The organism is Streptosporangium canum, from assembly GCF_900113865.1.
In the GTDB taxonomy this organism is placed as follows: domain Bacteria; phylum Actinomycetota; class Actinomycetes; order Streptosporangiales; family Streptosporangiaceae; genus Streptosporangium; species Streptosporangium canum.
This window is the reverse complement of record NZ_FOQY01000061.1, coordinates 1-24,295: the sequence shown is the minus strand read 5'-3', so window position 1 is coordinate 24,295 and position 24,295 is coordinate 1. Positions and strand designations below refer to the sequence as shown.

General features: G+C 72.5%; 18 protein-coding genes. 11 read left to right on the top strand and 7 right to left on the bottom strand.

Annotated elements, in window-relative coordinates; genetic code table 11:
* The first annotated feature begins 56 nt into the window (after positions 1 to 56).
* Positions 57 to 1,106 carry a hypothetical protein gene (locus tag BM085_RS44025; protein ID WP_143121320.1) on the top strand — a complete coding sequence of 350 codons (1,050 nt, stop codon included), beginning with the start codon at positions 57 to 59 and terminating at the stop codon, positions 1,104 to 1,106.
* 50 nt (positions 1,107 to 1,156) lie between these two features.
* On the opposite strand, the gene BM085_RS41390 is transcribed toward BM085_RS44025, so the two are convergent.
* Together BM085_RS41390 and BM085_RS41385 are read right to left on the bottom strand one after the other, a co-directional pair.
* Positions 1,157 to 1,558 (bottom strand): hypothetical protein, encoded by a 402-nt coding sequence (locus BM085_RS41390; protein ID WP_093892196.1) that lies wholly within the window; start codon positions 1,556 to 1,558, stop codon positions 1,157 to 1,159.
* Positions 1,555 to 1,776 (bottom strand): hypothetical protein, encoded by a 222-nt coding sequence (locus tag BM085_RS41385; protein WP_177245530.1) that lies wholly within the window; start codon positions 1,774 to 1,776, stop codon positions 1,555 to 1,557. Before BM085_RS41385 ends, BM085_RS41390 begins: the two co-directional genes overlap by 4 nt.
* Before the next feature lie 305 nt (positions 1,777 to 2,081).
* On the opposite strand from BM085_RS41385, the gene BM085_RS41380 reads away from it, so the two are divergent.
* Positions 2,082 to 2,444, top strand: coding sequence for an avidin-fold protein (locus BM085_RS41380; RefSeq protein ID WP_093892195.1), 363 nt, complete (start codon positions 2,082 to 2,084; stop codon positions 2,442 to 2,444).
* A 197-nt stretch (positions 2,445 to 2,641) separates the two neighbouring features.
* Here the strand turns inward: BM085_RS41380 and BM085_RS47110 are convergent, their stop codons facing one another.
* Positions 2,642 to 3,391, bottom strand: a complete 750-nt coding sequence (locus BM085_RS47110) for an Lrp/AsnC family transcriptional regulator (RefSeq protein WP_093892198.1) — start codon at positions 3,389 to 3,391, stop codon at positions 2,642 to 2,644.
* Positions 3,392 to 3,510: 119 nt separating this feature from the next.
* On the opposite strand from BM085_RS47110, the gene BM085_RS41370 reads away from it, so the two are divergent.
* Genes BM085_RS41370 through BM085_RS41345 form a run of 6 tightly spaced genes read left to right on the top strand, consistent with a single transcriptional unit; the run spans position 3,511 to position 9,675 of the window.
* A complete protein-coding gene (locus BM085_RS41370) occupies positions 3,511 to 5,112 on the top strand; it encodes an ABC transporter substrate-binding protein (RefSeq protein WP_093892194.1) in 1,602 nt (533 codons plus the stop codon).
* Positions 5,093 to 6,187 carry an ABC transporter permease gene (locus BM085_RS41365; protein WP_093892193.1) on the top strand — a complete coding sequence of 365 codons (1,095 nt, stop codon included), beginning with the start codon at positions 5,093 to 5,095 and terminating at the stop codon, positions 6,185 to 6,187. Before BM085_RS41370 ends, BM085_RS41365 begins: the two co-directional genes overlap by 20 nt.
* The gene (locus BM085_RS41360; RefSeq protein ID WP_012892256.1) at positions 6,184 to 7,023 is read left to right on the top strand and encodes an ABC transporter permease; all 840 of its coding nucleotides are present in this window, start codon (positions 6,184 to 6,186) and stop codon (positions 7,021 to 7,023) included. Before BM085_RS41365 ends, BM085_RS41360 begins: the two co-directional genes overlap by 4 nt.
* Positions 7,020 to 7,793, top strand: a complete 774-nt coding sequence (locus BM085_RS41355; RefSeq protein WP_086576393.1) for an ABC transporter ATP-binding protein — start codon at positions 7,020 to 7,022, stop codon at positions 7,791 to 7,793. Before BM085_RS41360 ends, BM085_RS41355 begins: the two co-directional genes overlap by 4 nt.
* Positions 7,790 to 8,704, top strand: a complete 915-nt coding sequence (locus BM085_RS41350; RefSeq protein WP_093892192.1) for an ABC transporter ATP-binding protein — start codon at positions 7,790 to 7,792, stop codon at positions 8,702 to 8,704. The genes BM085_RS41355 and BM085_RS41350 overlap by 4 nt, the downstream gene beginning before the upstream one ends.
* On the top strand, positions 8,701 to 9,675 hold the full coding sequence (locus BM085_RS41345; protein ID WP_093892191.1) for a M24 family metallopeptidase: 975 nt from the start codon (positions 8,701 to 8,703) through the stop codon (positions 9,673 to 9,675). The genes BM085_RS41350 and BM085_RS41345 overlap by 4 nt, the downstream gene beginning before the upstream one ends.
* Before the next feature lie 235 nt (positions 9,676 to 9,910).
* Here BM085_RS41345 and BM085_RS41340 read toward each other — a convergent pair whose 3' ends face one another.
* Positions 9,911 to 11,119, bottom strand: a complete 1,209-nt coding sequence (locus BM085_RS41340) for an MFS transporter (protein WP_093892190.1) — start codon at positions 11,117 to 11,119, stop codon at positions 9,911 to 9,913.
* The gene (locus tag BM085_RS41335; protein ID WP_177245529.1) at positions 11,116 to 12,180 is read right to left on the bottom strand and encodes an alkene reductase; all 1,065 of its coding nucleotides are present in this window, start codon (positions 12,178 to 12,180) and stop codon (positions 11,116 to 11,118) included. Before BM085_RS41335 ends, BM085_RS41340 begins: the two co-directional genes overlap by 4 nt.
* Before the next feature lie 74 nt (positions 12,181 to 12,254).
* On the opposite strand from BM085_RS41335, the gene BM085_RS41330 reads away from it, so the two are divergent.
* Positions 12,255 to 14,915: a LuxR C-terminal-related transcriptional regulator gene (locus tag BM085_RS41330; protein ID WP_093892188.1), complete on the top strand. Its 2,661-nt coding sequence runs from the start codon at positions 12,255 to 12,257 to the stop codon at positions 14,913 to 14,915.
* Here BM085_RS41330 and BM085_RS41325 read toward each other — a convergent pair.
* Entirely contained in the window at positions 14,908 to 16,449 is a 1,542-nt protein-coding gene (locus tag BM085_RS41325; protein ID WP_093892187.1) for an MFS transporter, read from the bottom strand. The genes BM085_RS41330 and BM085_RS41325 overlap by 8 nt on opposite strands.
* A gap of 161 nt (positions 16,450 to 16,610) precedes the next feature.
* On the opposite strand from BM085_RS41325, the gene BM085_RS41320 reads away from it, so the two are divergent.
* Complete coding sequence (locus BM085_RS41320; RefSeq protein WP_093892186.1) at positions 16,611 to 19,916, top strand: AfsR/SARP family transcriptional regulator; 3,306 nt, start codon at positions 16,611 to 16,613, stop codon at positions 19,914 to 19,916.
* A gap of 124 nt (positions 19,917 to 20,040) precedes the next feature.
* Here the strand turns inward: BM085_RS41320 and BM085_RS41315 are convergent, their stop codons facing one another.
* On the bottom strand, positions 20,041 to 22,989 hold the full coding sequence (locus BM085_RS41315) for an AfsR/SARP family transcriptional regulator (protein WP_093892185.1): 2,949 nt from the start codon (positions 22,987 to 22,989) through the stop codon (positions 20,041 to 20,043).
* A gap of 209 nt (positions 22,990 to 23,198) precedes the next feature.
* Here BM085_RS41315 and BM085_RS41310 point away from each other — a divergent pair, with 209 nt between their 5' ends.
* The gene (locus BM085_RS41310) at positions 23,199 to 24,119 is read left to right on the top strand and encodes a M23 family metallopeptidase (RefSeq protein ID WP_177245528.1); all 921 of its coding nucleotides are present in this window, start codon (positions 23,199 to 23,201) and stop codon (positions 24,117 to 24,119) included.
* Positions 24,120 to 24,295 lie beyond the last annotated feature (176 nt).

Below are 24,295 nucleotides of genomic sequence, written 5' to 3'. Positions count from 1 at the left end.
ATCAACACCGGCCCAAGGCCTTGATCAGTCAACCTGCTAGCACAGGAGAAGGATCCATGCCCAAGGGTATCGGTGCGTCCGCACCCATTTCAAACACCCCGTCTGACCAGGCGTTCGGCGCCCGTCGTCGAGCCCGTCCCCCGGTTTCGGAGCGCGGACGGAGCGTCCGGCGCGCGACATCCCCTACCAGCCGGTTCAGTAAGATCGCCCACCGGTGGTCTCGCGACGAACGGCTGTCGTGGAAGGCCCGCGGTCTCCTGGCCTGGCTGAACTCCCACGCGCCCGGGTTCCGGATCTCGGAGAAGCGCATCATCTGCGCCGCCCCCGACGGCCGCGACGCGACCCGCACCGCCATCAGGGAGTTGGAGTCCCACGGCTACCTCGTGCGCGAACGCGAACGAGGTAGCGACGGCAGGCTCGGCGGCGTCGACTACATCCTGTGCGAGCCCTGGGCACCCCCACCCGACCCCGAAGAGACCGCCCCCGCCGAAGGCACCACTCCGGTCCCGGCCCCGCACCCGGCCACAACCCCGGTCCCGAGGACCATCCCGCCCTCACCTACGACGGAAAACCCGCCACTGGCCGCGACCTGCGCAGACACCACAAACCCGCAGGTCACCACCTACGACGGGAAAACCAACGTTGGAAAACCCACCCCCATAAGAAGAACAGAAAAGCAAGAAGACCAGCACCCCGAGAAGATCAGAAAAGCCCTGCCTCTTCTCGCCGCAGGCGAGCGTGCGGACCGTACCGCGCGAGGCGCCGTCACGACGCCTGCGGCGAATCCGAGAGAACTGACGCGGATGGCGGGAGAAGTGCTCGCCGGGCTGCCCGGCCACTATCGCGACACCCCGGCGTGGCTGCGCTCCCGGCTGCTGAACAGGATCACCGAGGCCCTGGTCCACCACACCCCGGCGGCCATCGCCGACTACTGCGCCAAGTTCGCCGCCGACCCGGGATTCGGCGACTACGAGCACCTGCGCCGCTTCGACGACACCCTCCGGAAACTGGCCACCGACATCGCCGACGGCACCGCCTGCCCCGGCTGCGGACGCGACCCCCGCCATCCGTTCTGCGCCGCCGATATCGAAGGCGACCAACGGTGAGCATGAGAACGACAGCCGGACATCCGGCATGCAGACCGACCGGATCGGATCTAACCGGCGAGGAGCTTGCTGACCGCCTGATGGGAGACCCCGAGCAGCACACCGATATCCCGATGGGGAAGCCCCTGCTCATGAAGACGGCGTGCGGCCTCGCGTGAATGGTTCACCGCGTCGTCACGCAACCGGTCTGCCTCCCGGCGGATCTCTCTGGTCCGCGTGACCTCCGCGGCGAGTTCCTCCCCCAGGACGGGAACCACCGTGATCTGCCAGGTAGTCGCAGGACGGCCGTCGATGTCGGCGTCGAAGCGAACGGCCAGCAGATCACGCACCGTCTCCTCGACCTGATCAAGCCGCCGCGCCTGCGTATGCGCCGGACGCCGCAATCCGGGCCCCTCGATCTCCAACGCCCACCAGCCGCCGGACCGCTGAGCCGTGACCCGGAACTCGTTCACTTGCCCTCCTCCTCGTCATCCTGGCTCATGTCCTGTTGCGCTTCGGCGAGCAGTGCGTCCCACTCCTTGAGAATGCCCTTGGCCGTCAACTCGTTGATTTCAGCGTGACGCGGCACGATGACCGCGCCTCCCCGGACATACCACTTGTCATGGCCACCGCCATGCACATCGGGCGTCTTCGAGAACTCGAAGCCGTATTGCTTGGCCAGGCGCGCCATCCGGCTAGGCAGATCATTCCGTTTCATTCAGCATAGTCAATGCGATTGCCACATCAAGGCAACCAGCTTGCCTGTACGTCCGGATGCATCCTGTCCGACCGGATTACGCCACCCTCCGGCCGCACCCATGGCCGTTGACAGGTCGCTCATCTCGCGCGCACTCAGCCCGATCGGAACTGCCCGATCTCGCCTGGCACCTCCGAACCGGCACCCGGCTGGACGGATCATCCCGTCCTCACCTCAAGGGTGAGCGAAACGTCCAACCCCGGTTGCGTACGCCCGGCGGAGCGGCACGATGCGGAGACGTGAACGACAACGACCTCCTTCTCAACCTCAACGACCGCAGGTTCGTCATGGTCAGCTCGACGGCGAGCGCGGTGGACCCGGACGGGCCCACCGAGTTCACCTACCGGGAGTCCGGCGGGATCATCTGGGGCGACTACACCGGCGACACGGTGGTCCACGGGCGCTTCGTCGGCACCCGGGACGGCGACCGCCTGGAGATCACCTACGTCCACCTGCTCAAGAACGGGGAGCGCGCCAGTGGACAGAGCGGCAGCCGCATCGAGACCTTCCCCGACGGCCGGTTGCGCCTGGTCGAGGAGTTCCAGTTCGCCGGTGACGACACGCAGCACGTGAGCGTGTGCGCCGAGGTCACCGGAACCTGACGCCGGGGTCTCAGGAACCCGGGGGACCCGCCCGTCGAGCCGGACGGCCCCGGGAAGAGCCTCGGCCACCGGTACGGCTCCGGGAATCCATACCGGTACGCCTCCGGAAAGAGCCTCAGCCCTATCGGTCGCCCCCGGAAAGAGCCTCCGCCGCACCGGTACGGCTCCCGGGAGGTCCGCCCGCCGTGGCGGGCGGTTCAGACGTCCTGCTGGAGCTGGGCGCGGCCCTCGGCCGCGCCCACGAAACGCATCATGCCCAGCGGGACCTCCGCCCCGACGGACCCGGCGGACCCGGCGGACCCGGCGGACCCGGTGGACCCCGCAGGTCCGGCAGCCCCCGCGGGACCTGCGGATCCGGCAGGGCCGGTAGACCTGGCAGACCCGGCGGCGGGGTCGGCGGGCGGGCGGCGGGAGGATCGGCCGGCGCCGCGGTCGCTCGGCAGGACGTAGGGGCGTCTGAGCACTTCGTCCAGGATGAAGACGGTCTCGGTGGCCTTGACCGCCGGGATGTTTGCCAGCCGGTCGGTCACCATCGTGTGCACGGCCGCGACGTCGGTCACCCGGACCTGGATCATCGCGTCGTGCTGGCCGGTGGTGATCGCGCAGTACTCCACCTCGGGCATCTGGGCGAGCTGGGCGCGGAACTGGCGCCACATCTGCTGCCGGACGGTAACGAAGATCAACGCGGTGATGCCGAGACCTGCGCGGACGTGATCGATCTCCGCCGTGAACCGCTTGATCGCGCCGTCGGCGCGCAGCGCCTCGAACCGCGTGTAGGCGTTCGCCCGCGAGATGCCGACCCGTTCGGCGAGGGCCGCCACCGAGATCCTGCCGTTCTCACGCAGCACCTCAAGGATCTTCAGGTGCGTCGCGTCGAGCTCCAGGCCGATGCCGATCCGTCCAGGTTGGCCGCCCTCTTGGGTCGAGTTCCTTGACATTTCGGTCATGACCATACCCCTTACGTCAGTTTCGTCTCAGTTTACCCTCATGAACTGGACTTTCTGCCGGACAATCCTGGACGATCGGCGACCAAACGTCTACATGGCCCATTTTCGGAGGACACAGAATGGCGATCCGTTCACGGCGCCCCGGCGCGAAGGCAGCTCTGCTGCCGGTGCTGCTCACCGGCGCCCTCGCCCTTGCCGCCTGCTCCAGCGGCGGTTCGTCCACGACGTCCCAGAACGGTGGCACCGCCGCCGCCAAGACGCTCGTGATCGACACCTCCTTCGACCTCAAGACGGCCGACCCGGGGCGTACCTACGAGCCGACCGGTCTGATCATCGGCAAGGCCGCCTACGAGACCCTGCTCACGTTCGAGGGCTCCGACGTCACCAAGCCGGTGCCGGCCCTCGCCGAGTCGTTCGAGCTGTCGGCCGACGGCAAGGTGCTCACCCTCAAGCTCCGCCAGGACGCCACGTTCGCCGACGGCTCCCCCGTCACCGCCGACGACGTCGTCTTCTCGCTGAACCGCGTGCGTGACATGAAGGGCACCCCGTCGTTCCTGCTCGACGGCGTGGAGGTGGCCAAGTCCGGCACCGAGACGATCACTCTGACGTCGAAGAGCGCCAACCCGGCGCTGCCGTACATCCTGCCCAACCCCGCGCTGGGCATCCTCAACTCCAAGCTCGCCAAGGAGCACGGCGCCACCGCCGACACCGGCGACAAGGCCGAGCAGTACCTCAACTCCGCCTCGGCGGGCTCGGGCCCGTACACGATCGAGTCGTTCAACGTCAGCAGCCAGGTCGTGCTCAAGGCCAACGCCAAGTACTGGGGCGCGACCAAGCCGGTCTACGACAAGGTCGTGCTCCGCAACGTCGAGGCCGCGACGCAGAAGCTCAACATCTCGCGTGGCGACAGCCAGGTCGCGCTGAACCTCTCCGGCGACCAGGTCGCCGGGATCACCGGCGACCTGCAGATCAAGAAGACGCCCGCGGCCAACGTGATCTTCCTGCTGGCCAACCAGAACCCCTCGGTCAGCAAGATCACCTCCAACCCCAAGTTCGCCGAGGCCGTCCGGAAGGGCGTCGACTACGCGGGCCTGCTGGAGCTGGCCGGCGAGGGCTCGGTCCAGGCTCCCGGAATCATCCCCTCGATGCTCCTGGGCTCGCTCCCGCCGGACCAGGCGGCCCAGCGCGACGTCGAGGGCGCCAAGGCGGCGCTCAAGGAGAGCGGCGTGGCCAACCCGACGGTCAAGCTGGAGTACCCCAGCGAGCTGACCGTCAACGGCCTCTCCTTCCAGCCCCTCGCCGAGCGGATCCAGGCCAACCTCAAGGAGGTCGGCATCACCGTGGAGCTCGCTCCCGCGCCGATCACCACGGCCCTGGACAACTACCGCAACGGCAAGGAGGAGCTGGGCCTGTGGTACTGGGGCCCCGACTACCCGGACCCCAGTGACTACCTGGCGTTCCTGCCGGGCAAGCTCGTGGGCCTGCGGGCCGGGTGGAAGGCCGGCGCCGACAAGGAGCTGGAGGCGGCCGGCGCGAAGGCGGCCACCACGATCGGCGACGAGGCCAGGAAGCAGGCCTACATCGACGTGCAGACCAAGCTCAACGAGGCCGGCACGTTCATCCCGCTCATCCAGCCCAGCCAGAACATCGTGACGGCCAAGTCCGTCACCGGCCTGGAGTTCCACCCGGTGTGGACCGTCGATGTCGCCGACCTCAAGTAGCGAGGACCTGAAGGGGGATACGGCCCGGCGCAAGCCGGGCCGTTCCGGCAGCCGGAGCCCGCTGATCCGCTTCCTGGCCCGCAGGGTGCTCACGGCCCTGCTGCTGGCCGTGGGCATCACCCTGGTCACCTTCGTCCTCACCAACCTGGTCCCCGGCGACCCCGTCTCGGCCAACCTCGGCCAGCGAGCCCTCGGCGACCCGGCGATCGTCGCGCAGTGGCGGGCCGAGCACGGCCTGGACAAGCCGCTCCCCCAGCAGTACCTGATGCACCTTCAGGGAGTGGTCCAGGGCGATCTCGGGACGAGCCAGCAGAGCCACCGCCCGGTCATGGACGACCTGGCGGAGTCCGTGCCCGCCACGCTCGAACTGGCCGGCGCCGCGATCCTGATCTCCCTCGTGGCGGGAGTGGCGTTCGGCGTGGTCGCGGCGCTCCGCCGGGACCGGCTCACCGACCACCTGCTCCGGGTCCTCAGCCTGATCGGCATCTCCGTGCCGACGTTCTGGCTGGCGCTGATGGCGTTCTACGTCTTCTTCTACCGGTTGCAGGTCACGCCGGGCAGCGGCCGCATCGACCCGACCATGAGCCCGCCCCCGCAGGTCACCGGGCTGTACACGATCGACTCCGCCCTGGCGGGACAGTGGGACGTGTTCGCCTCGGCGGTCGGCCACCTCATCACCCCCGCGCTGGTGCTGGCCCTCTACACGATCGGCCTGCTCACCCGGTTCACCCGGTCGGCGGTGCTGGAGGTGCTGGGTCAGGACTACGTGCGCGCCGCACGGGCCAAGGGCCTGCCCGGCCGGGTGATCCTGTTCCGCTACGTGCTCCGCTCGGCGCTGGTGCCGATCATCACGGTCGCGGGCCTGGCCTTCGGCAGCCTGCTGTCCGGCACCGTGCTCGTCGAGGCGATCTTCGCCTGGCCGGGCGTGGGACAGTACGCCTACAAGAGCGCGACCACCCTCGACCTGCCCGCCGTGATGGGCGTCGGCCTGGTGGTGGGCGGGGTCTACCTCGTCATCAACCTGATCGTCGACGTGCTGTACGGCGTCATCGACCCCAGAGTGAGACTCCAGTGAAACTCCCCCAAGCCTGGCGGCAGCCGCTGGCGATCGTCGGCGGGGTGATCGCGCTCGCCTGGATCGTGATCGCGCTGGCCGCCCCGCTGCTGGCGCCGCACGACCCGCTCGCCCAGGACCTGCCGCGGCTGGCCTCGCCCGGCCCCGGCCACTGGTTCGGCACCGACCAGCTCGGCCGGGACATCCTGAGCAGGGTGATGTACGGCGCGCGCCTGTCGATCCCGCTGACCCTGCTGCTGGTCGTGCTCTCGGTGCTGATCGGCGGCCTGCTGGGCGCCTGCGCCGGATATTTCGGCAAGTGGGTGGATGAGACGATCATGCGGTTCGCCGACCTCGTCTTCGCCTTCCCCACCATCATCCTGGCCATGGTCGTCGCCGCCGCGCTCGGCGCGAGCCTCACCAACGCCGTGCTCGCCGTACTCGTCGTCGCCTGGCCGGCCTACGCCCGCGTGACCCGCGGGCTGGTGCTGGGCGTGCGCGAGCGCGAGTTCGTGGTGAGCGGACGGCTGCTCGGCTTCTCCGCCTGGCGCTCGCTCCGGGTGGACGTGCTGCCGAACGTCACCGGCCCCATCCTGGTGCTCGCCACCCTCGACATCGGCACCGCGCTGCTGCTGCTGTCCGGCCTGTCGTTCCTCGGACTCGGCGCGAAGCCCCCCTCCCCCGAATGGGGCGCGATGGTCGCCTCCGGCGTGGAGGTCTTCGACAGCTGGTGGGTGGCGACCTTCCCCGGCCTGGCCATCCTGACCGTCGTGCTGGCGTTCAACTTCCTGGGCGACACGCTGCGTGACGCCCTCGACCCGCGGACGGCCCGCGCCATCAAGGAGCGTGCGCTGTGAGCCTCCTCGCCATCTCCGACCTGAAGGTCTCCATCGGCGGCAAGGAGATCCTGCGCGGCGTCGACCTCGACCTGCGGGCCGGCCGCGTGCACGGCCTGGCCGGCGAGAGCGGCTCGGGCAAGACGATGACGGGCCTGGCCGTGCTCGGCCTGCTGCCGCACGGAGCCCGCACCAGCGGCCGGATCGCCCTGGGAGAGCGCGACCTGCTGGCCATGCCGGCCAAGGAGCTCAACACGGTGCGCGGCGGCGAGGTCGCCATGGTCTTCCAGGACCCGGCGACCAGCCTGCACCCGATGCTCTCGGTCGGCCGCCAGCTCACCGAGCACATGCGCCACCACCTGGGCCTCGACAAGAAACAGGCGCGCGCCAGAGCCCTCGAACTGCTGGGCCAGGTGCGCATCCCCGGCCCCGAGGGGGCGATCGACCGCTACCCGCACCAGTTCTCCGGGGGCATGCGCCAGCGCATCGCGATCGCGATCGCCCTGGCCTGCTCGCCGAAGGTGCTCATCGCCGACGAGCCCACGACGGCTCTCGACGTGACCGTCCAGGCCGGGGTGCTGAGGCTGCTGCGCGGCCTCTGCGACGACCTGGGCCTGGCCGTACTGCTCGTCACCCATGACCTCGGCGTGATGTCGGCGGTCGCCGACGAGGTGAGCGTGATGAAGGAGGGCCTGGTCGTGGAGACGGGCCCGCGCGGCCAGGTGCTGCGTGACCCGACCCACCCCTACACCCGCGCCCTGCTGGAGTCACTGCCCGGGGAGACCTCATGACACTGCTGACCGTGGACGACCTCGTCGTCGAGCACCGCACCCCCGGCCGCCCCCTGGTGCGCGCCGTGGCCGGAGCCAGCCTGACCGTCGCGGCGGGCGAGGTCGTCGGTCTCGTCGGCGAGTCCGGATGCGGCAAGTCGACGCTGGCCCGCGCGGTGTGCGGGCTCAACCCGGCCGCCTCCGGGACGATCACCTTCGACGGGCACCCGGTGACCCCGCTCGGCCTGCGCCGCAGAGACCGCGCACTGGCCGGGATCCAGATGGTCTTCCAGGATCCCTACGCCTCGCTGAACCCCCGGCGGCGGGTCGGCGCGCAGATCGCCGACGGGCTGCGCACGGCGGGCGACACCGTGACCGCCCCCGCCGACCTGCTGGAGCGGGTCGGGCTGCCCCGCGACTTCGCCGGCCGCCACCCGCACGAGTTCTCCGGCGGCCAGCGGCAGCGGATCGCGATCGCCAGGGCGCTCGCCGCCCGGCCGACCATGCTGATCGGCGACGAGCCCATCTCCGCGCTCGACGCCTCGGCCCAGGCCCAGGTGGCCAGGCTGATGCGGGACCTCGCGGTCGAGTCGGGCGCCGGCCTGCTGTTCATCAGCCACGACCTGTCGGTGGTACGGCTGATCGCCGACCGGATCGCGGTGATGTACCTGGGGAAGATCGTGGAGGTGGGCCGTACCGCCGAGGTGTGGGCCGATCCCCGTCATCCGTACACCAAGGCGCTGCTGGGCGCGATCCCCGCCCCCGACGGCGCCGGCGTGCTCCCCGCGGAGCTGTCCGGAGACGTGCCCGATCCGGCCGACCCGCCGCCCGGCTGCCGGTTCCACCCGCGCTGCCCGGTGGCGATGGACGTGTGCCGGGAGCGCGAACCCGCGTTCGGCCCGGTCGCGTGCTGGCTGCACGAACCTGCATGATCGACGAGGTGCGCCTCAGGATGGCGGAGGAGGGGATCGACGCCCTGGTGCTGCGCCCCTCCCCCGACTTCCGCTACCTGGGAGGGCAGGGCGACGGATATCTCGTCCTGCCCCTCCGGGGCCCGCTGGAGACGGCGGCCGGCCCGCTGGAGGCGGCGGCGCTCATCCCTCCCTCCGCCCGCCGCGTCGGGGTGGACCCCGAGATGCGGGCCTGGGAGCTGTTCTCCCTGCGGGTGAAGGCCGAACTGGTGCTGGCCTCGGTCGTGCTCGCCCCGCTCCGGCTGCTCAGGGGGCCGGCGGAGGTCGCGGCGACGGAACGCGCGGCCTCGGCGGCGGACGCGGTCCTGCTCATGGCGCGCGAGCTGGCGTGGTTCGGCACCACCGAACGCGCGATGGCCCGGCGGCTGTGGGCCATGATGGTCGAGACGGGCTGCGAGGAGGTGCTGTCGGTGCTCGTCGCGGCCGGCGAGCACAGCGCCGTCCCCCGGCACGTGCCGTGCGACCGCGTGATCAATCCGGGCGACGCGCTCCTGGTCTCGATCTGCGGGAGATGGGGGAACCACTGCTCGGAGGTCGCCCGCGTCTTCGCGGTGGCCGAGCCGCCCGAGGACTTCGAGGCGATGTACTCGGTCGTCCTGTCCGCCCAGCGCGCCGCCCTCGACTCGCTGCGGCCCGGTGTGCCGGCGGCGGAGGCCGGCAGGGCCGCGCAGGAGGTGATCGAGGGCAGCGGCTACGGCCGCTACGCCGCCGAGCGGCTGGGACGGGGTGTCGGCCTCGGCCAGGACGAGCGTCCGTGGCTCGTCTCCGGCGACACGACCGTGCTCGCCCCCGGCATGACGGTGTGCGTCGAACCGGCGATCTACCTGCCTGAGCTGTTCGGCGCGCGGGTGGCCGACGTCGTGGTGTGCACCCCCGCCGGGGCGGAACGGCTCAGCGGAAGCTCACAGGCCCTCCACGTCCTCGACCACTGAGCGGGCGGGCCGGCGCGTCCTCCGCCGGGGAACCGGTGCGTCCTCCCCCGGCGAAACGATCCGGCCTCGACCGGGGAACCGGCGCGTCCTCCGCCGTCGAAACGGTCCGGCCTCCCCCGAGGGAACGCTCCGGCCACCCGGGGGAACCGTCCGGCTCCGCCGAAGGAACGGTCCGTCCTTCCCGAGGGGACGGGCCGTCCCCGCCGGACAGACACGGCGGCGGCCCCTCGCTCGATCAACCGGCCGTCAGCGCCACGACGGCGGGCCCGAACGCGGTCCCCAGCAGGTAGCACAGGGTGAACAGGCCGATCGCGGCCGGTCTGTGCTCTTCGGGGGCCGCCGAGGTGGCGCGGACCGCCAGCACGCCCTGGCCCGAGGCCGCCGCGATCGAGGCGGCGGCCTGGGCGACCAGAAGACCGGGAACCCATGAGGTGAAGGCCGCGGCCAGGGCCGCCGCGACACCGGTGGCGGCCAGGGCCGTGATCATCAGGCGGGGCCGCATCCGGGCGGACGCCGCCACCACGGACCACGACAGCGCGCCGCCGAACAGCAGCGGCCACACCATGGCCACGCCGATCTGCGCGGACGACCAGGTCGTCAGCTCCGACAGCCGGACCGGGAGCGCGTAGATCAACCCGAAGTTGCCCACGGCCAGGGCGAAGGCCAGTCCCGCGGCCCCCAGGAACCGGGGCGCGCGGACCAGGGCGGCCGGCACGAAACCCGCCGGCCGGGCCCGCAGATGAATCCCGAGCGCCGTCGCCGCGACGACCGCGCACAGTCCGGCGGCCACAGGCTGGTGCGGCACGGCCACCAGCGCGGTGACCAGCCCGGTCAGCACCACCACGCCGATCGCGTCGAACCGTCCGGGCGGCGGCGCGGACCGGACCGCCTGCCGCAGCACGGCGGGCACCGCCAGCACGGCCACGACCGGCAGGGCGAGCACGACCCGCCAGGACAGCAGGTCGCTGACCAGCGATCCGGCCAGCGGGGAGACGGAGCCGACCACGGCGAGCGAGGCCGTGGCCACGCCCATCCGGCGAGGGGAGTCGGCCAGTTGCATGGCGATCGCCGTCAGCCCCGCGGCGCCCAGTGCCTGCGCGGCGGCGGCGAGGAGGAGGATGGGCAGGCTGGGGGCGACGAGAGCGAGGACCGCCCCGATCAGGGCGAGCAGGGCGCTGATCGTCACCGTGCCACGCATCCCGCGGTGGCCGACCAGCCCTGACATCAGCGGCGTCCCCACCGCGATGCCCCACCCGAACACCGTCACCAGCCAGGTCGCCTCCCCCGTCGAGACCCCCAGGCCGCCCGCCACCTCGCCCAGGATGAGCGCCGGTCCCGCGATCCCGAACGACATCGGCCCGGCCAGCACCGCCAGGGAGAGCGCGGAGACCCCGGCGTGCCGCGCCGGAGGAGTCACGGTCGGAGCCGTGGGCGGAGCGCTCATCGGGCTTCCAGCGTCGGGTAGTCGGTGTAGCCGCGGTGATCACCGCCGTAGAAGGAGGCGGGGTCGGGCTCGTTGTAGGGGCCCCCGGCCTTGACGCGCTCGGGCAGGTCGGGGTTCGCCAGCCACAGCGCGCCGAGACTGACCGCGTCGCACAGGCCCTCACGGAGCACCGAGGCCGCCTCGCCGACCCTCTCCTCGGCGGTGTCGCCCGGGTTGAGGATCAGCGTGCCCGGCCACGCGGCCCGGACCAGTTCGGTGATCTCCCGGTCGAACTCCATGATGTGCACGTAGGCCGGCTCGAACGGCGCCAGCGCGCGCATCAGGGCCGGATACACCGTGGCCGGGTCATCTTCCCGGATGCCGTTGTTGGGGTTGGCGGGGGAGATGCGGACGCCGACCCGCTCCGGCCCGATCGCGTCGGTGACCGCCCCGACGACCTCGGCCGTGAAGCGGATCCGGTTCCCCACCGAACCGCCGTAGGCGTCGGAGCGGACGTTGGTGCTGCCGCACAGGAACTGATGGAGCAGATAGCCGTTGGCGGCGTGCAGCTCCACCCCGTCGAACCCGGCCGCCACCGCGTTCCTCGCGGCCGCGACGAAGTCCTCGACCGTCGCGGCGATGTCCTCGAGCGTCATCGCCCGCGGGGTGGGGTGGTCGAGCATGCCTTCCCTGGTGTAGATCTGCCCGCCGGACGCGACCGCCGAAGGGGCCACGGGCAGCGCCCCGTCCGGGTAGAGACACGGGTGGCCGATCCTGCCGGCGTGCATCAGCTGCGCGAAGATCCGGCCGCCCCCGCCGTGGACGGCGTCGGTGACCCGGCGCCACGCCCCGACCTGCTCCGGCGAGTGCAGGCCCGGGGTGTCGATGTAGCCCTGGCCGATCACCGAGGGCTGGATGCCCTCCGTGATGATCAGACCGGCGGTGGCCCGTTGCCCGTAATACTCGGCCGTCAGATCGGTCACCAGCCCGCCGATCGCACGGCTGCGTGTCATCGGCGCCATCACCAGGCGGTTGGGAAGTGTCAGCTTGCCTACGATGACCTGCTCGAATAGCTCGTCCATATTGATGAAAGTATGAGCGGGGAGCTGCATCGCGAATCAGTAGAATCTACTGGTTTCAGGTACTTGGAGGGTACGTGCTGTACGGGCGGTCCACTGAGCAGGTCGAGCTCGAGGGCCTGATCGCCGCGGCGCTGGAGCGGCGCAGCGGCGCCCTCGTGGTGCGCGGCGAGGCGGGCATCGGCAAGACCGCGCTGCTGGACTGGGCGGCCGCGACGGCGGTCGGGCGCGGGCTGCGGGTGGTGCGGGTGACCGGCATCGAGCAGGAGGCCGACCTGGCGTTCGGCGGCCTGACACAACTGCTGTGGCCGCTGCAGGATCGGCTTGACGCGCTGCCGGAGCCGCAGGCCGCCGCGCTGAAAACCGTGCTCGGAGCCGGGTCGGCCGGAGGCCGGGACCGCTTCCTCACCGGGCTCGCCGTGCTCACGCTCCTGGCCGACCTGGCGGAGGACGTCCCGGTGCTCTGCCTGGTCGACGACGCCCAGTGGCTCGACCAGGCCAGCACGGAGCCCCTGCTGTTCGCCACCCGGCGGCTCGCGGCCGAGGGGGTGGCGATGGTGTTCGCCACGCGGGAGGACGGCCTCGCCGCACCCGGGCTGGACGAGCTGCGGCCTTCCCGGCTGGACGGCCGGGACTCGGCCCGCCTGCTGGCCGAGCACCAGGTGGCGCCGGTCCGCCGGGAGAAGATCATCGCTGAGTCCGCGGGCAATCCCCTGGCGCTGATCGAGTTCGCCGCGGGACAGCGCGACCAGCCGGCCGGGCCGCCGTCCCCGCGGGTCGCCGACCGGGTGCTGGCGTCGTTCCGGGCGCAGATCGGGCGGTTGCCCGAGCGGACCCGGCTGATGATGCTGATGGCCGCCGCCGAGGGGAGGGGCGATCTGGCGCTGCTGCTGCGGGCGGCGCACCTGATGGGCGTCGGCCTCGACGACCTGGAGGCGGCGGAACGGGCCGGACTGATCCAGGTGACCGAGTCGGCCGTCGCCTTCCGGCATCCGCTGATCGGCACCGCCGCCTACCAGGGAACCGCGTCGGCCCGGCGCGTCGCCGTGCACCGGGCTCTCGTCGAAGCGGCCGAGGACCCCGACTGCCGCGCGCACCACCTGCCCGCCGCGACGATGGAGCCCGACGCGGGCGTCGCGTCCGAACTCGCGGCCGCGGCCGAGCGGGCCGGTGCCCGCACCGCCTACACCGCCGCCGCCCGCCTGTACGAGCAGGCGGCCCGGCTCGCCGTCACCGAGCGGGACCAGGTCGGCTGGCTCGCCCGAGCGGCGGCCGCGGCCCTGTCGGGCGGCCACGCCGGCCAGGCCGCCGAGCTGGCCGGAAGGGCCGAGGACCTCGCCGGGCACGTCGTGGGAGGCGCCGCCCGGCCGGACCCCTCCTCCGGAGGGGAGCACCACGACGCCGTGGCAGAGCTCACCTCGGTGCGCGCGGCCGCGATGTTCGAGCTGGGCCAGGAGGAGAAGGCCGTCCACCTGCTCCTGGACCGCGCCGATCGAGCGGCTCCGCACCAGGGCATCGCCATGCTCCGCACCGGCGCGACCTACGCCTGGCTCACCGGCGACGAGGCCGCGGTGTCGGCCGCCGCCCGGAAGCTGGCCGCCCTCGGCGAATCCGACCGGATGGCCGAGGGCCTGGCGCACCTCATGCGGGCCGACTACGCCCGCGGCCTGCCGCTGCTGGTGGACTTCCTGACCAGGGCCCCCGACACCGAGCGCGCCCTGTTCACCGGGATGATCATCGGTGACGACGCCACCACCATGGCGCTGGCCGCCGCCGAGGTGGCCCGCTGCCGTGAACAGGGCCTCATCGGCGCCCTGCCCCAGGTGCTGCAGATCCTGGCCCAGACTCAGGTATGGGCCGGCCTGCACCGCGACGCCGAGGCCGCGGTGGCGGAGGCCGCCGGGATCGCCTGCGATACCGGCCTGCAGCAGCGCATCGCCTGGCTCAACGGCGTCCCCGCCCGGATCGCCGCCATCGAGGGCGCCGAGTCCCGCTGCCGCCGCCTGGTCGCCGAAGCCTCCAATGCCTACCAGGCGACCGGCGATGTCATCCTGAGCCTGCTGGAGCTGTCCATGGGCGACCACGAGTCGGCCCTGGACCGCCTGGAAGCCGCCTGGGCCGGTCCGGTCGGCAACGCCGCGGTGCTCCTGCCCTCCACCCCCGACCAGATCGAGGCGGCGGTGCGGCTGGCGCAACCGCACCGCGCCGAGGAACCGCTCCGCCGCCTCCGAGCCTGGGCGCGGGCCTCCGCGCAGCCCTGGGTCCAGGCCGTCGCCCTACGCTGCCAGGCCCTGACGAGCGACGACGAGGCCTCGTTCCGGGCGGCTCTCACCCTCCACGAGCGGGGTGGCCGCCCCTTCGAACGCGCGCGCACCCAGCTTCTCTACGGCGAATGGCTCCGCCGCGCCCGCCGTCCCGGCGACGCCGGCGCTCCCCTGCACGCGGCCCTGGAGACCTTCGCCCGCCTGGACGCCGCCCCCTGGATCACCCGCGCCCGGTCCGAACTTCACGCCAGCGGCGAGTCCCCTCGGGCCGCTCACCCCGCCCTCGCCCCCGCCGCACCGCTCACCCCACGAGAGCTCCATGTGGTACGGCTGGCCGCCGCCGGCCGCAGCAGCCGCGAGATCGCCGCCCAGCTCTTCCTGAGCACCCGTACGGTCGAATACCACCTGTACAAGGCCTATCCCAAGCTGGGCGTCACCTCCCGCCGCGAGCTCGGCCGCCTGAACCTCACCTGACCGCGTCCGCCTTGCCGGACCCCACGCGCCGGAGCGCGGTGACCGCGATGAGCGCGGTGAGGGCCGCGAACACCGCGCACACGACGGCGACCGTGTTCAGCCCGCCGGTGTAGGCGTCCCTGGCGGCGGCCAGCAGCTGGTCGCCGAGCCCGGCGGGAAGCTGTCCGGCCACCGCCAGCGCGCCTTCGAGGCTGTCGCGGGCGGTCTCCGCGGCCTCCGCCGGGACGCCGGGCGGCACGGTGACCGCGTCGCGGTAGACGACGGCGCCGAGACTGCCCAGCGCGGCGATGCCCACCGCCACGCCCAGGTGGCTGCTGGTCTCCTGCAGCGAGGCGGCCGACCCCGCCTTCTGCGGCGGGGCGGAGCTCACGACCAGGTGGGTGCCCAGCGCCCCGATGGGGCCGGTGCCGAAGAAGCTGACCACGAACCCGGTCACCATCAGCGGCAGCCCGCCGACCGGACCGACGAAGGCGATCAGCGCGTAGCCCGCCGCGGCGATGGCCAGCCCCGCTCCGATGACGCCCCCCATCGAAAACCGCCTCGCCAGGGCCGGCGCCAGCTGCGCGGAGACGATGGACGCGATCGCCGACGGCACCATCCACAGTCCCGCCCGCACCGGGGACAGACCTTCGACCATCTGGAGGAAGCCGGTGATGAACAGGTAGCTCCCGGCCACGGCGACCATGAGGAGAGTCGTGATCAGCAGCGAGGCGGTGAAGGCCGCGTTACGGAAGAGGCGGACGTCCAGCACCGGATGGGCGAGCGTGCGCTGCCGCGCCACGAACACGGCTCCGACGGCCAGGCCGGCCACGGCCGTCAGGACCGGCAGCGGCTGCCAGCCGTACCTGGCGATCTCCTTGAGCCCGTAGACGACCGGGAGGATCGCGGCCAGCGAGAGCGCCACGCTCAGCAGGTCCAGCTTGCCGCCTTCGGGGTCGCGGTACTCCGGCAGCAGGATCGGCGCCGCGACCAGCAGGACCAGCATGACCGGCACACCCAGCAGGAACACCGATCCCCACCAGAAGAACTCGAGCAGCGCCCCGCCGATCACCGGGCCGAGCGCGGTGCCGGCCATGAAGCAGCTCGCCCACAGCGCGATGGCCCTGCCGCGCTGCCGCGGGTCCTGGAACATGTTGCCGATCAGGGCCAGGGTCGAGGGCATGAGCGTCGCCGCGGCGACGCCGAGCAGCGCGCGGCTCACGATCAGCATCTGGGCGCTGGTCGAGTAGGCGGCCAGCAGGGAGGTGACGCCGACGGCGACGGCACCGATCATCAGCAGTCTCCGGCGACCGATCCGGTCGCCGAGCGTGCCCATGGTGACCAGGAAACCGGCCATCAGGAACCCGTAGACATCCATGATCCACAACGTCTCCGTGCCGGTGGGCCGCAACGCCTCGGCCAGTGGCGGCAACGCCAGGAACAGCACACTCTGATCAAGGGATATCAGCAGCGTGGGCAGCGCCAGCACGGCGAGGCCGGTCCACTCCCGGGGCCCGGCCTTGCGGCCGACGGCCTCGACGGTATGCGATGACATGGGAAATCCTTCCGTGGTCGGCGGATCCGCTCGTGATCCGCTCAGCACGACCACCGTGCACGGCGGGGCTCCCGGTCTTCTCCCGGTCCGCTCCCGGTCCCGTGCCGTACCGGTGCCGACCTGCGGGACGAGCGCCGGCGACGGTCGGCTACCGTGACTGCATGCGTTTCGGGGTGCTGGGTCCGCTGGAGGTGTGGACGGCGGACGGGCGGCCGGTCAGGGTTCCGGAGCTCAAGGTCCGCGCCCTGCTCGCCGACCTCCTGGTGCACCGCGGGCGACCGGTGTCCGCGGACAGGCTGATCGACGACCTGTGGGGCACCGCGCTGCCGAACAACCCGCTCGGCACGTTGCAGAGCAAGGTCTGGCAGCTGCGGCGCGCGCTTGAGGACGCCGAGCCGGGCGGCCGGGCCCTGGTGATGTCCCGCCCACCCGGATACCAGCTGCTGGTCGAGCCCGACGCGGTGGACGCCGACCGCTTCCACGAGCTGGCGACGCGGGCACGGGCGAGCGACGACTCCCGGCTGCGCGCCGCTCTGCTGGCGGACGCGCTGGCGGTGTGGCGCGGCCCGGCGTTCGCCGACTTCGCCGACGAGGAGTTCACCCGGCCGGCGACGGCACGGCTGGAGGAGCAGCGGCTGACCGCGCTGGAGGAGCAGGCCGAGGCGCGGCTGGGACTGGGAGAGCACGCGCTGCTGGCCGACGAGCTCGGCGACCTGGTCGCCCTGCACCCGCTCCGGGAACGGCTGCGCGCCGCTCACGTACGCGCGCTGTATCTCGCGGGCCGGCAGAGCGACGCGCTGAACAGCTACGGCGACCTGCGGGAGCGGCTGGCCGAGAGCCTGGGCCTGGCCCCCGGCCCCGAGATCGCGGCCCTGCACCAGGCGATCCTGGTCCAGGACCCGGCGCTGACGGCGTCACCCTCCCCGGCCACGACCGCGGCCCGCCCGCTGACGAACGTGCCGAGCGCGCTCACCGACCTGATCGGCAGGGCCGAGGCGGTCGGCGAGCTCCGCTCGCTGCTGAAGGCGGGCAGGCTGGTGACGCTCACCGGCGCGGGCGGGGTCGGCAAGACCCGGCTCGCGCTGGCGGTCGCCGCGCAGGTCGGCCAGTCGTTCCCGGGAGGAGTGCGGCTGGTCGAGTTCGCCGCGCTCGCCCCGTCCTCACCTTCACCGGCCCACTCCCGGGGACGGCGGGAGACGGCTCCGGCGACCGAGGTGCACGACGTGGTCGGCGAGGTGCTCGGGGTGCGGGATGTCATGACGTCGACCCCCGAGCCCCTCTCGCCGACGGAGCGCATCGTCCACGCGCTGGGTGACCAGCCGACCCTGCTGGTGTTCGACAACTGCGAGCATGTGATCGAACCGGTCGCCGAGCTGGCGGGGCGGCTGCTCGGAGCCGCTCCCCGGCTGCGGATCCTGGCGACCAGCCAGGAACCGCTGGGCATCACCGGCGAACACCTCCAGGCGGTGCGCCCATTGCGGCTTCCCGCACCCGCGACGGACCTCGGCCCCGCCGCCGCGCGCCGGTTCAGCGCGGTGGAGTTGTTCGTGGCGAGGGCGAGCGCGGCGGCACCGGGCTTCGTCCTCGACGAGACCAACGTCGAGGCGGTCGTCTCGATCTGCCGGCGGCTGGACGGCATCCCCCTCGCGCTGGAGATGGCCGCCACCCGGGTCCGGGCGCTGGGCGTGCACGAGGTGGCGGCACGCCTCGACGACCGATTCCACCTGCTGGCCGCGGGAGCGCGCGGCGCCCCGGCCCGGCAGCGGACGCTACGGGCGGTGATCGACTGGAGCTGGGGTCTGCTCGGCGAGCGGGAGCGCGCGGTGCTCCGGCGGCTGGCCGTACATCCCGGCGGCTGCACGCTCGCCGCGGCCGAGGAGGTCTGCGCCGGTGACGACGTGGATCGCGCGGAGATCCTCGACCTGCTCGCCCGGTTGGTGGACTGCTCGCTGGTCGTCATGTCCGACGGCACGGACGGGCCCCGGTACCGGCTGCTGGAGTCGGTCACGGCCTACTGCGTCGAACGCCTCCGTGAGGCCGGCGAGCTCGAAGAGTTCCGGCTCAGGCACCGCGACTACTACACCGGTCTGGCCGAGCGCGCCGAGCCGCGGCTGCGGGGCCACGACCAGCGGCTGTGGCTGCGGCGCCTGGACGCCGAGACCGCCAACCTGCGCACCGCGTTGGAGGGGGCGGCGCGGCTCGGTGACGCGGACCGCGCGCTGCGCCTGGCGAACGCGCTGACGTGGTACTGGTACCTGCGCGGCCGGATCGGCGAGGCCGAGCGGTTCCTGACCACGGCGCTGTCGGCCGGCGTCACGGGCCCCGCCGCCACGGTGGCCACGGCCTGGCTGGGCGGCATCAGGCTGCTGCTCGGCGGTAGCGCGGATCCGTCGGCGGAGTACCGCGCCGCGCTGCGGTCGGCCGAGCGGATCGACGACCCGGGCGGGCGTGCCCGGATGGAGTGGTTCCTCGGATCGCACACGTACGGCGTCGGCGATCTGCCGACGAGTGAGGACCTGACCGGCCGGGCGCTGGCGACCTTCCGGTTCCTCGGGGATCGCTGGGGTACGGCCGCGGCCCTGAACAGCCGCACTTTCCACGCGAAACTGCGCGGAGACTTCCAGGCGCTGCGGCGGGACGGCGAACGGAGCCTGGAGCTGTTCCGGGACCTGGGCGACCAGTGGGGACAGCTCCAGACCGTGACCCCCCTGGCGACACTGGCCGAGATCGCCGGCGACTACGAGCGGGCCGGGCGGCTGTACCGGGACGGGCTGCGGATGGCCGAGGATCTCGGGCTGTGGCCCGAGGTCTCCTTCACGCTCTCCGGGCTGGGCCGGATCGCCCTGCTGTCGAAGGACTACCCGGCGGCCAGAGAGCTCCACGAGCGGGCGAGACGGCTCGCCGTCGAGCGGTCGGACACCTTCGGGGAGCAGTTCGCCGAGATCGGGCTCGGGCTGGGGGCGCGCCGGGAAGGCGATCTCGACACCGCCGAGGCACACCTGCGCAGCGTGCTCGACCTGCACCGCCGGATGAGTTACGAGCCCTGCGTTCCCGGACTGATCCTGGCCGAGCTCGGATTCATCGCCGAGCACCGGGGCGACGCGCGCGCCGCCCTCGCCCTGCAGCTGGACGGCCTCGCCTCCGCCCGGACCACCGGCGATCCCCGGGGGATCGCGCTGGCCCTGGAGGGCCTGGCCGGAGCGCAGACGCTGGCCGGTCATCCCGATCACGCCGCCCGCCTGCTGGGGGCCGCCGCGGCTGCCAGGCAGTCGGTGCGGATGCCGCTGCCGGCCGGCGAACGGTTCGACGTCGAGCGCATCGCCGCCAAGGCCGGGGCGGCACTCGGTGACGTGGGTTTCGCCGCCGAGTTCGAGCTCGGCGGCGCGCTGCGGCCCGAGGAGTACCTGGCGCACCCGTCCCTGGCCGGGCACACGCGACGGGCACCGGCCAGGTCCGCGACGGCCTGACGGGCCAGGCGATCCGGCCGGGACCTTCCGCCGGCCGACCGAAGATCCGTGCGAGAGACCGTCACGCGCGGCGGGTCCGGCGGACGCCGTTCCGGGGTCCGCCGGGACCGGCGCCGGTCGGCGATCACTCCACGGCGTTGCCGCCGAGGACGAGCGGTGGCCGCACGGTGTCCCGGCCCCACCGCCCGTCGCCGGAGGGGGCGGAGGGTTCGGCGCTCCCGGCGAGGTCGGCGCCTCCCCGTAGCTCGCGCCGGAGCGTGCGGGCGTGGTGCAGGTAGTTCTGCGCCAGGCGGGTCCGGCCCGCCGACCGGTGCAGCTCGCCGAGCGTCTGGACCGTGGCCGCCTCCCCGCTCCGGTCGCCGAGCCGCTGGAAGATCAGCAGTGACCGCTCCAGCTGGTCGGAGGCGTGCGACTGGTCGCCGCGGACCACCTGGAGCCCGCCCAGACTCTGCATGGCGTAGGCCCCGCAGTGGAGGTCGCCGAGCCCTTCGAAGATGTCCAGCGCGTGTCCCTGGAAACGCATCGCCTGCTCGGGCTCCGCCGCCAGATCGTGCAGCCGCCCGAACTGCATGGACACGCAGCCCTCGCGATGGGAGTCGCCGAGCTCCCTGGCCAGCCGCAGCGCCTCGCCCAGCCACTTCGAGGCCTGGCCGGGATCGCCGGAGGCCAGGCAGACCCGCCCGATGGCCTGCCGCGCGTAGGCCTCACCGCTCTGGTCGCCCATGGCGAGGAACATGGCCAGGGCCCGCCTGAAGTAGGCCAGTGCCCTGAGATGCTCGCCGCAGAACTGGCTGACCGCCCCCAGCCCGCAGATCGAGGTCGCCTCGCCCCGCACGTCCCCCAGCTCGTGGAAGATCGTGAGGGATCGCCGGAACATCTCCGCCGCCTCGGCGTAGCGGTCCTGGTAGAGGCATACCTGTGCCAGGCCGCGGAGCATGGCCGCCTCGCCGTGACGGTCCTGCGCCAGGCGCGCGGCGTCCAGGGCGATCCGGTGGGTGGACTGCCACTCCTCGAAGTGGCAGCGCAGGTCGAAGTAGGGGACGAGGGCCGCCGCGAGCCCCCACGCCGACGCGGCCAGCCCGGCGTCGACGGCCAGCCGCACCGCGCCTACGAGCGCCTCGTGCTCGGCGTCGAACCACGGCAGCGGGTCGGCGGTCAGGCGGCCGAGGGTGTCGGCCGCCAGGTTCCAGCGGGTGGCCCTGGCCGATGTCAGGCTGAAGAGCGTGGTCGGCAACCGTGCCGTGGCGCTCTCGGTGGTGGCCGTCCACGCTCCGAGCACCCTGATGAGGGCGTGCCGCTCCGGGGCGCCGGCCTTCTCCTTGGCGTTGCAGCGGACCAGGTCGTGCAGCCGGTAGCGCGGCTGGCCGATCGGGTCGGTCCCGACCAGCTGGAGCAGGTTCACATCGACCAGGGCGTCCGTCACGTCGTCGGCCCGGTGCCGGTCCAGCACGGCGTCGACCACCCAGCCGGGCAGGGACTGCGGTCCCAGGAGACCCAGGGTCCGGAAGGCCAGGGCCGCGTCGTCGGGCAGCAGCCGGTAACTCCGGTCGAAGCTGACCCCCACCTCCAGATCTCCGGCCCGCAGCTCGCCGAGCCTGCCCGCCTCGTCCTCCAGCCGCTGCCGCAGCACCCCCAGCGACCACCTGGGCCGTCCCGCCAGCCGCGCTCCGGCGACCCGGACGGCGAGCGGCAGGTAGCCGCAGGCGCGCAGAATCGCCGACGCCGCCTCCCTCTCCCGTCCCACCCGCTCGGAACCGACGATCCTGCCCAGGAACTCCTCGGCCTCCTCCGGTGACAGGACGTCCAGTTCGAGCTGGAGGGCGCCGGGCAGTTCGGTGATCCGCCGCCTGCTGGTCACGAGCACCGCGCAGCCGTTGCCGGGCAGCAGCGGCCGTACCTGGGCGGCCCCGGCGGCGTCGTCGAGGAAGACGAGCATCGGGCGTTCGGCCAGCAGGGACCGGTACAGCGCGGAGCGTTCGTGCACGGTGCACGGCAGGCCGGCCGCACCGACCCCCAGCGCCCGCAGCGCCTCGGCCAGCAGCTCACCCGGGTCGGCCGGCGCGTGCTCGGTCCCGCCGAGGTCCAGGTAGAGCTGCCCGCCCGGATACCCGGCCCGTACGGCGTGCGCGCAGTGCACGGCCAGCGCCGACTTGCCCACGCCCGGCGGGCCCACCACCACCACGATCGACGGCGGTCCGTCCGGCGGCCGTTCCACGGGTGACAGCGCCCGCGTGAGGACGGCGACGTCCTCGGACCTGCCGGTGAAGTCCGGTATGTCCGAGGGGAGCTGGTGCGGAGTGGAGCCGGGGTCGGGCACGGTCGCGGCGGGCGGGAGCTCCCCCGCCAGGACCGCGGCGTGCGCCCGGCGCAGATCCGTGCCGGGTTCGATCCCGAGCTCGGTGACCAGCTGCCGCCTGACCGTGGCGTAGGCGTGCAGGGCCTCGGCCTGGCGGCCGCTCCAGTGCAGGGCGAGCATCAGCTGCTGCCAGAGGTCCTCGCGGAAGGGATGCTCCTTCAGCAGCCCGCGCAGCTCGCCGATCGCGTCGGCGTACCGGCCCCGCGCCATTCTCAGGGCGATCAGCTCCTCGGCGGCGTCGAGCCGCAGCTCCGCCAGCGACTGCAGCCGCCCGTCCCAGAGCGGGCTGCCCGGCAGGTCGGCGAGGGGGATGCCGCGCCACAGCGCGAGCGCCCGGCTGAGCAGGTCGTAGGCCTCCTCCGTACGGCCCGCCGCGCGCGCCCGCGCGATCAGGTCCGCGAAGAGCAGCACGTCGAGCTGTCCGGGTGCCAGCTCGATCACGTAGCCGGGCGGGCGGGCCTGGATCCGGGCGCCGGCCGCGTCGAGCACGCCGCGCAGCGAGCTGACGTAGGTGCGGAGGTTGGCGTGGGCGGAGCGGGGCCGGTGCCGGGGCCACAGCACCTCGACGAGGAGGTCCGCGCCGACCACGTGGTTCGCGGCGAGCAGCAGCGATGCCAGCAGGATCCGTGGTTTCGTACCGGCGATGCGCAGGGGCCGTCCCGAGACACGGACGTCCAGGGCGCCGAGCACGCTGAATGTGGGCTGATCAACCACCATGACCGCACTTACTCCTCGTATGGAGGCACTGCAACCATTCATCGGGTTGTGTGGTATGGGCCGGGTAGGCCTTTATGCCGATTTTGGATGATTTTTGTATCGATAATCCAGACCCTTAGCCCCAGGAAGAGCCTTTCGGAGAGATCCAACAGACAGTGCACGGTGCCGGTCAAGGCTTCGCCCCGCCGGACCCTGCGGAAAGGATCCGTATGAGACTCAGAGGGGTGCTCACGGCTGGGTTCGCCCTGCTGCTCAGCCTCGCGGGCGGCGCCGTCATGGCGCCGGGTGCCGGAGCCGCCGCCCTGGCCTCCGGCACCACCGCGGCGAGCCTGGCACCGGGCTTCCAGATGCCCTTCCCCTGCGGGCAGAGCTGGACGGGCAACTCCAGCGCCAGCAGCGCGCACCAGTCGTGGGAGATCGACTTCAACCGGGGCGGCTCCGCGGACGCCGACCTGGGAGACACCGTCGTCGCCGCGGCGGCGGGCACGGTGGCCATCTCGGCCCACCAGGGATCGACCAACGGATTCGGGAACCTGGTCAAGATCGACCACGGCGGCGGCTGGTCCACCTACTACGCCCATCTGAACTCGCGATCGGTGATCGCGGGAGCCCAGGTCTCCCAGGGACAGCCGATCGGCACGGTCGGCAAGACCAGCAAGCCGGGCAACAACATCTCGGCCCACCTGCACTACGAGGTGCGCCTGGGCAGCAGCTACCCCTCCAACATCCAGAAGGCCGTCTTCAACGGGTCCACCTTCGGCTACCCCGTCCAGACCGTGACCTCCAACAACTGCGGCGGCGGCAACCCGCACACCGCGGAGTCGGTCTGCGGCAGCGGCTACGGGGTGGTCGACTCCGCCGCCCTCGGCACGGCGGGCACCGTCTACCTGCTCTACAACAACTCCAACGGCTACAACTGCGTGGCCACCATCAAGCGCTCGTCCATCGGCACGGCGACCGCCACCACCGCCTACCTGGAAGTACAGGGCAGCAGCCGCGTCACTGACAGCGGCAACTTCGAGTACTACGCGGGCCCCGTCCGTGCGAGCGCGCCCGGCAAGTGCGTCAAGTGGGGCGGCAAGGCCGGTTCGTCCGTCTACGACAGCCCCTTCGAACACTGCGGCAGCTGACCGCGAGAAGGGCCGCCTCCATCTCCTCCCGGCCGGAGTCGGCCCTTCGACGAACCCCCCCACCTTTCGAGGAGAACCCGTGAAGGCCCGTCTCCGCCGTCCGGCCGCACTGCTGGCCGGCTCGCTCATCCCCCTGTCGCTCCTGATCGGCCCGCCCGCGAGCGCCGCTCCGGCCG

Excerpts from the sequence above, each read along its gene's own strand:
- BM085_RS41345 (WP_093892191.1), top strand. The coding sequence starts at position 8,701 with ATGATCGACGAGGTGCGCCTCAGGATGGCGGAGGAGGGGATCGACGCC.
- BM085_RS41370 (WP_093892194.1), top strand. The coding sequence starts at position 3,511 with ATGGCGATCCGTTCACGGCGCCCCGGCGCGAAGGCAGCTCTGCTGCCG.
- BM085_RS41315 (WP_093892185.1), bottom strand. The coding sequence starts at position 22,989 with ATGGTGGTTGATCAGCCCACATTCAGCGTGCTCGGCGCCCTGGACGTC.
- BM085_RS41335 (WP_177245529.1), bottom strand. The coding sequence starts at position 12,180 with ATGGACGAGCTATTCGAGCAGGTCATCGTAGGCAAGCTGACACTTCCC.
- BM085_RS41320 (WP_093892186.1), top strand. The coding sequence starts at position 16,611 with ATGCGTTTCGGGGTGCTGGGTCCGCTGGAGGTGTGGACGGCGGACGGG.
- BM085_RS41385 (WP_177245530.1), bottom strand. The coding sequence starts at position 1,776 with ATGGCGCGCCTGGCCAAGCAATACGGCTTCGAGTTCTCGAAGACGCCC.
- BM085_RS41325 (WP_093892187.1), bottom strand. The coding sequence starts at position 16,449 with ATGTCATCGCATACCGTCGAGGCCGTCGGCCGCAAGGCCGGGCCCCGG.
- BM085_RS41350 (WP_093892192.1), top strand. The coding sequence starts at position 7,790 with ATGACACTGCTGACCGTGGACGACCTCGTCGTCGAGCACCGCACCCCC.
- BM085_RS41340 (WP_093892190.1), bottom strand. The coding sequence starts at position 11,119 with ATGAGCGCTCCGCCCACGGCTCCGACCGTGACTCCTCCGGCGCGGCAC.
- BM085_RS44025 (WP_143121320.1), top strand. The coding sequence starts at position 57 with ATGCCCAAGGGTATCGGTGCGTCCGCACCCATTTCAAACACCCCGTCT.
- BM085_RS41365 (WP_093892193.1), top strand. The coding sequence starts at position 5,093 with ATGTCGCCGACCTCAAGTAGCGAGGACCTGAAGGGGGATACGGCCCGG.
- BM085_RS47110 (WP_093892198.1), bottom strand. The coding sequence starts at position 3,391 with ATGACCGAAATGTCAAGGAACTCGACCCAAGAGGGCGGCCAACCTGGA.
- BM085_RS41310 (WP_177245528.1), top strand. The coding sequence starts at position 23,199 with ATGAGACTCAGAGGGGTGCTCACGGCTGGGTTCGCCCTGCTGCTCAGC.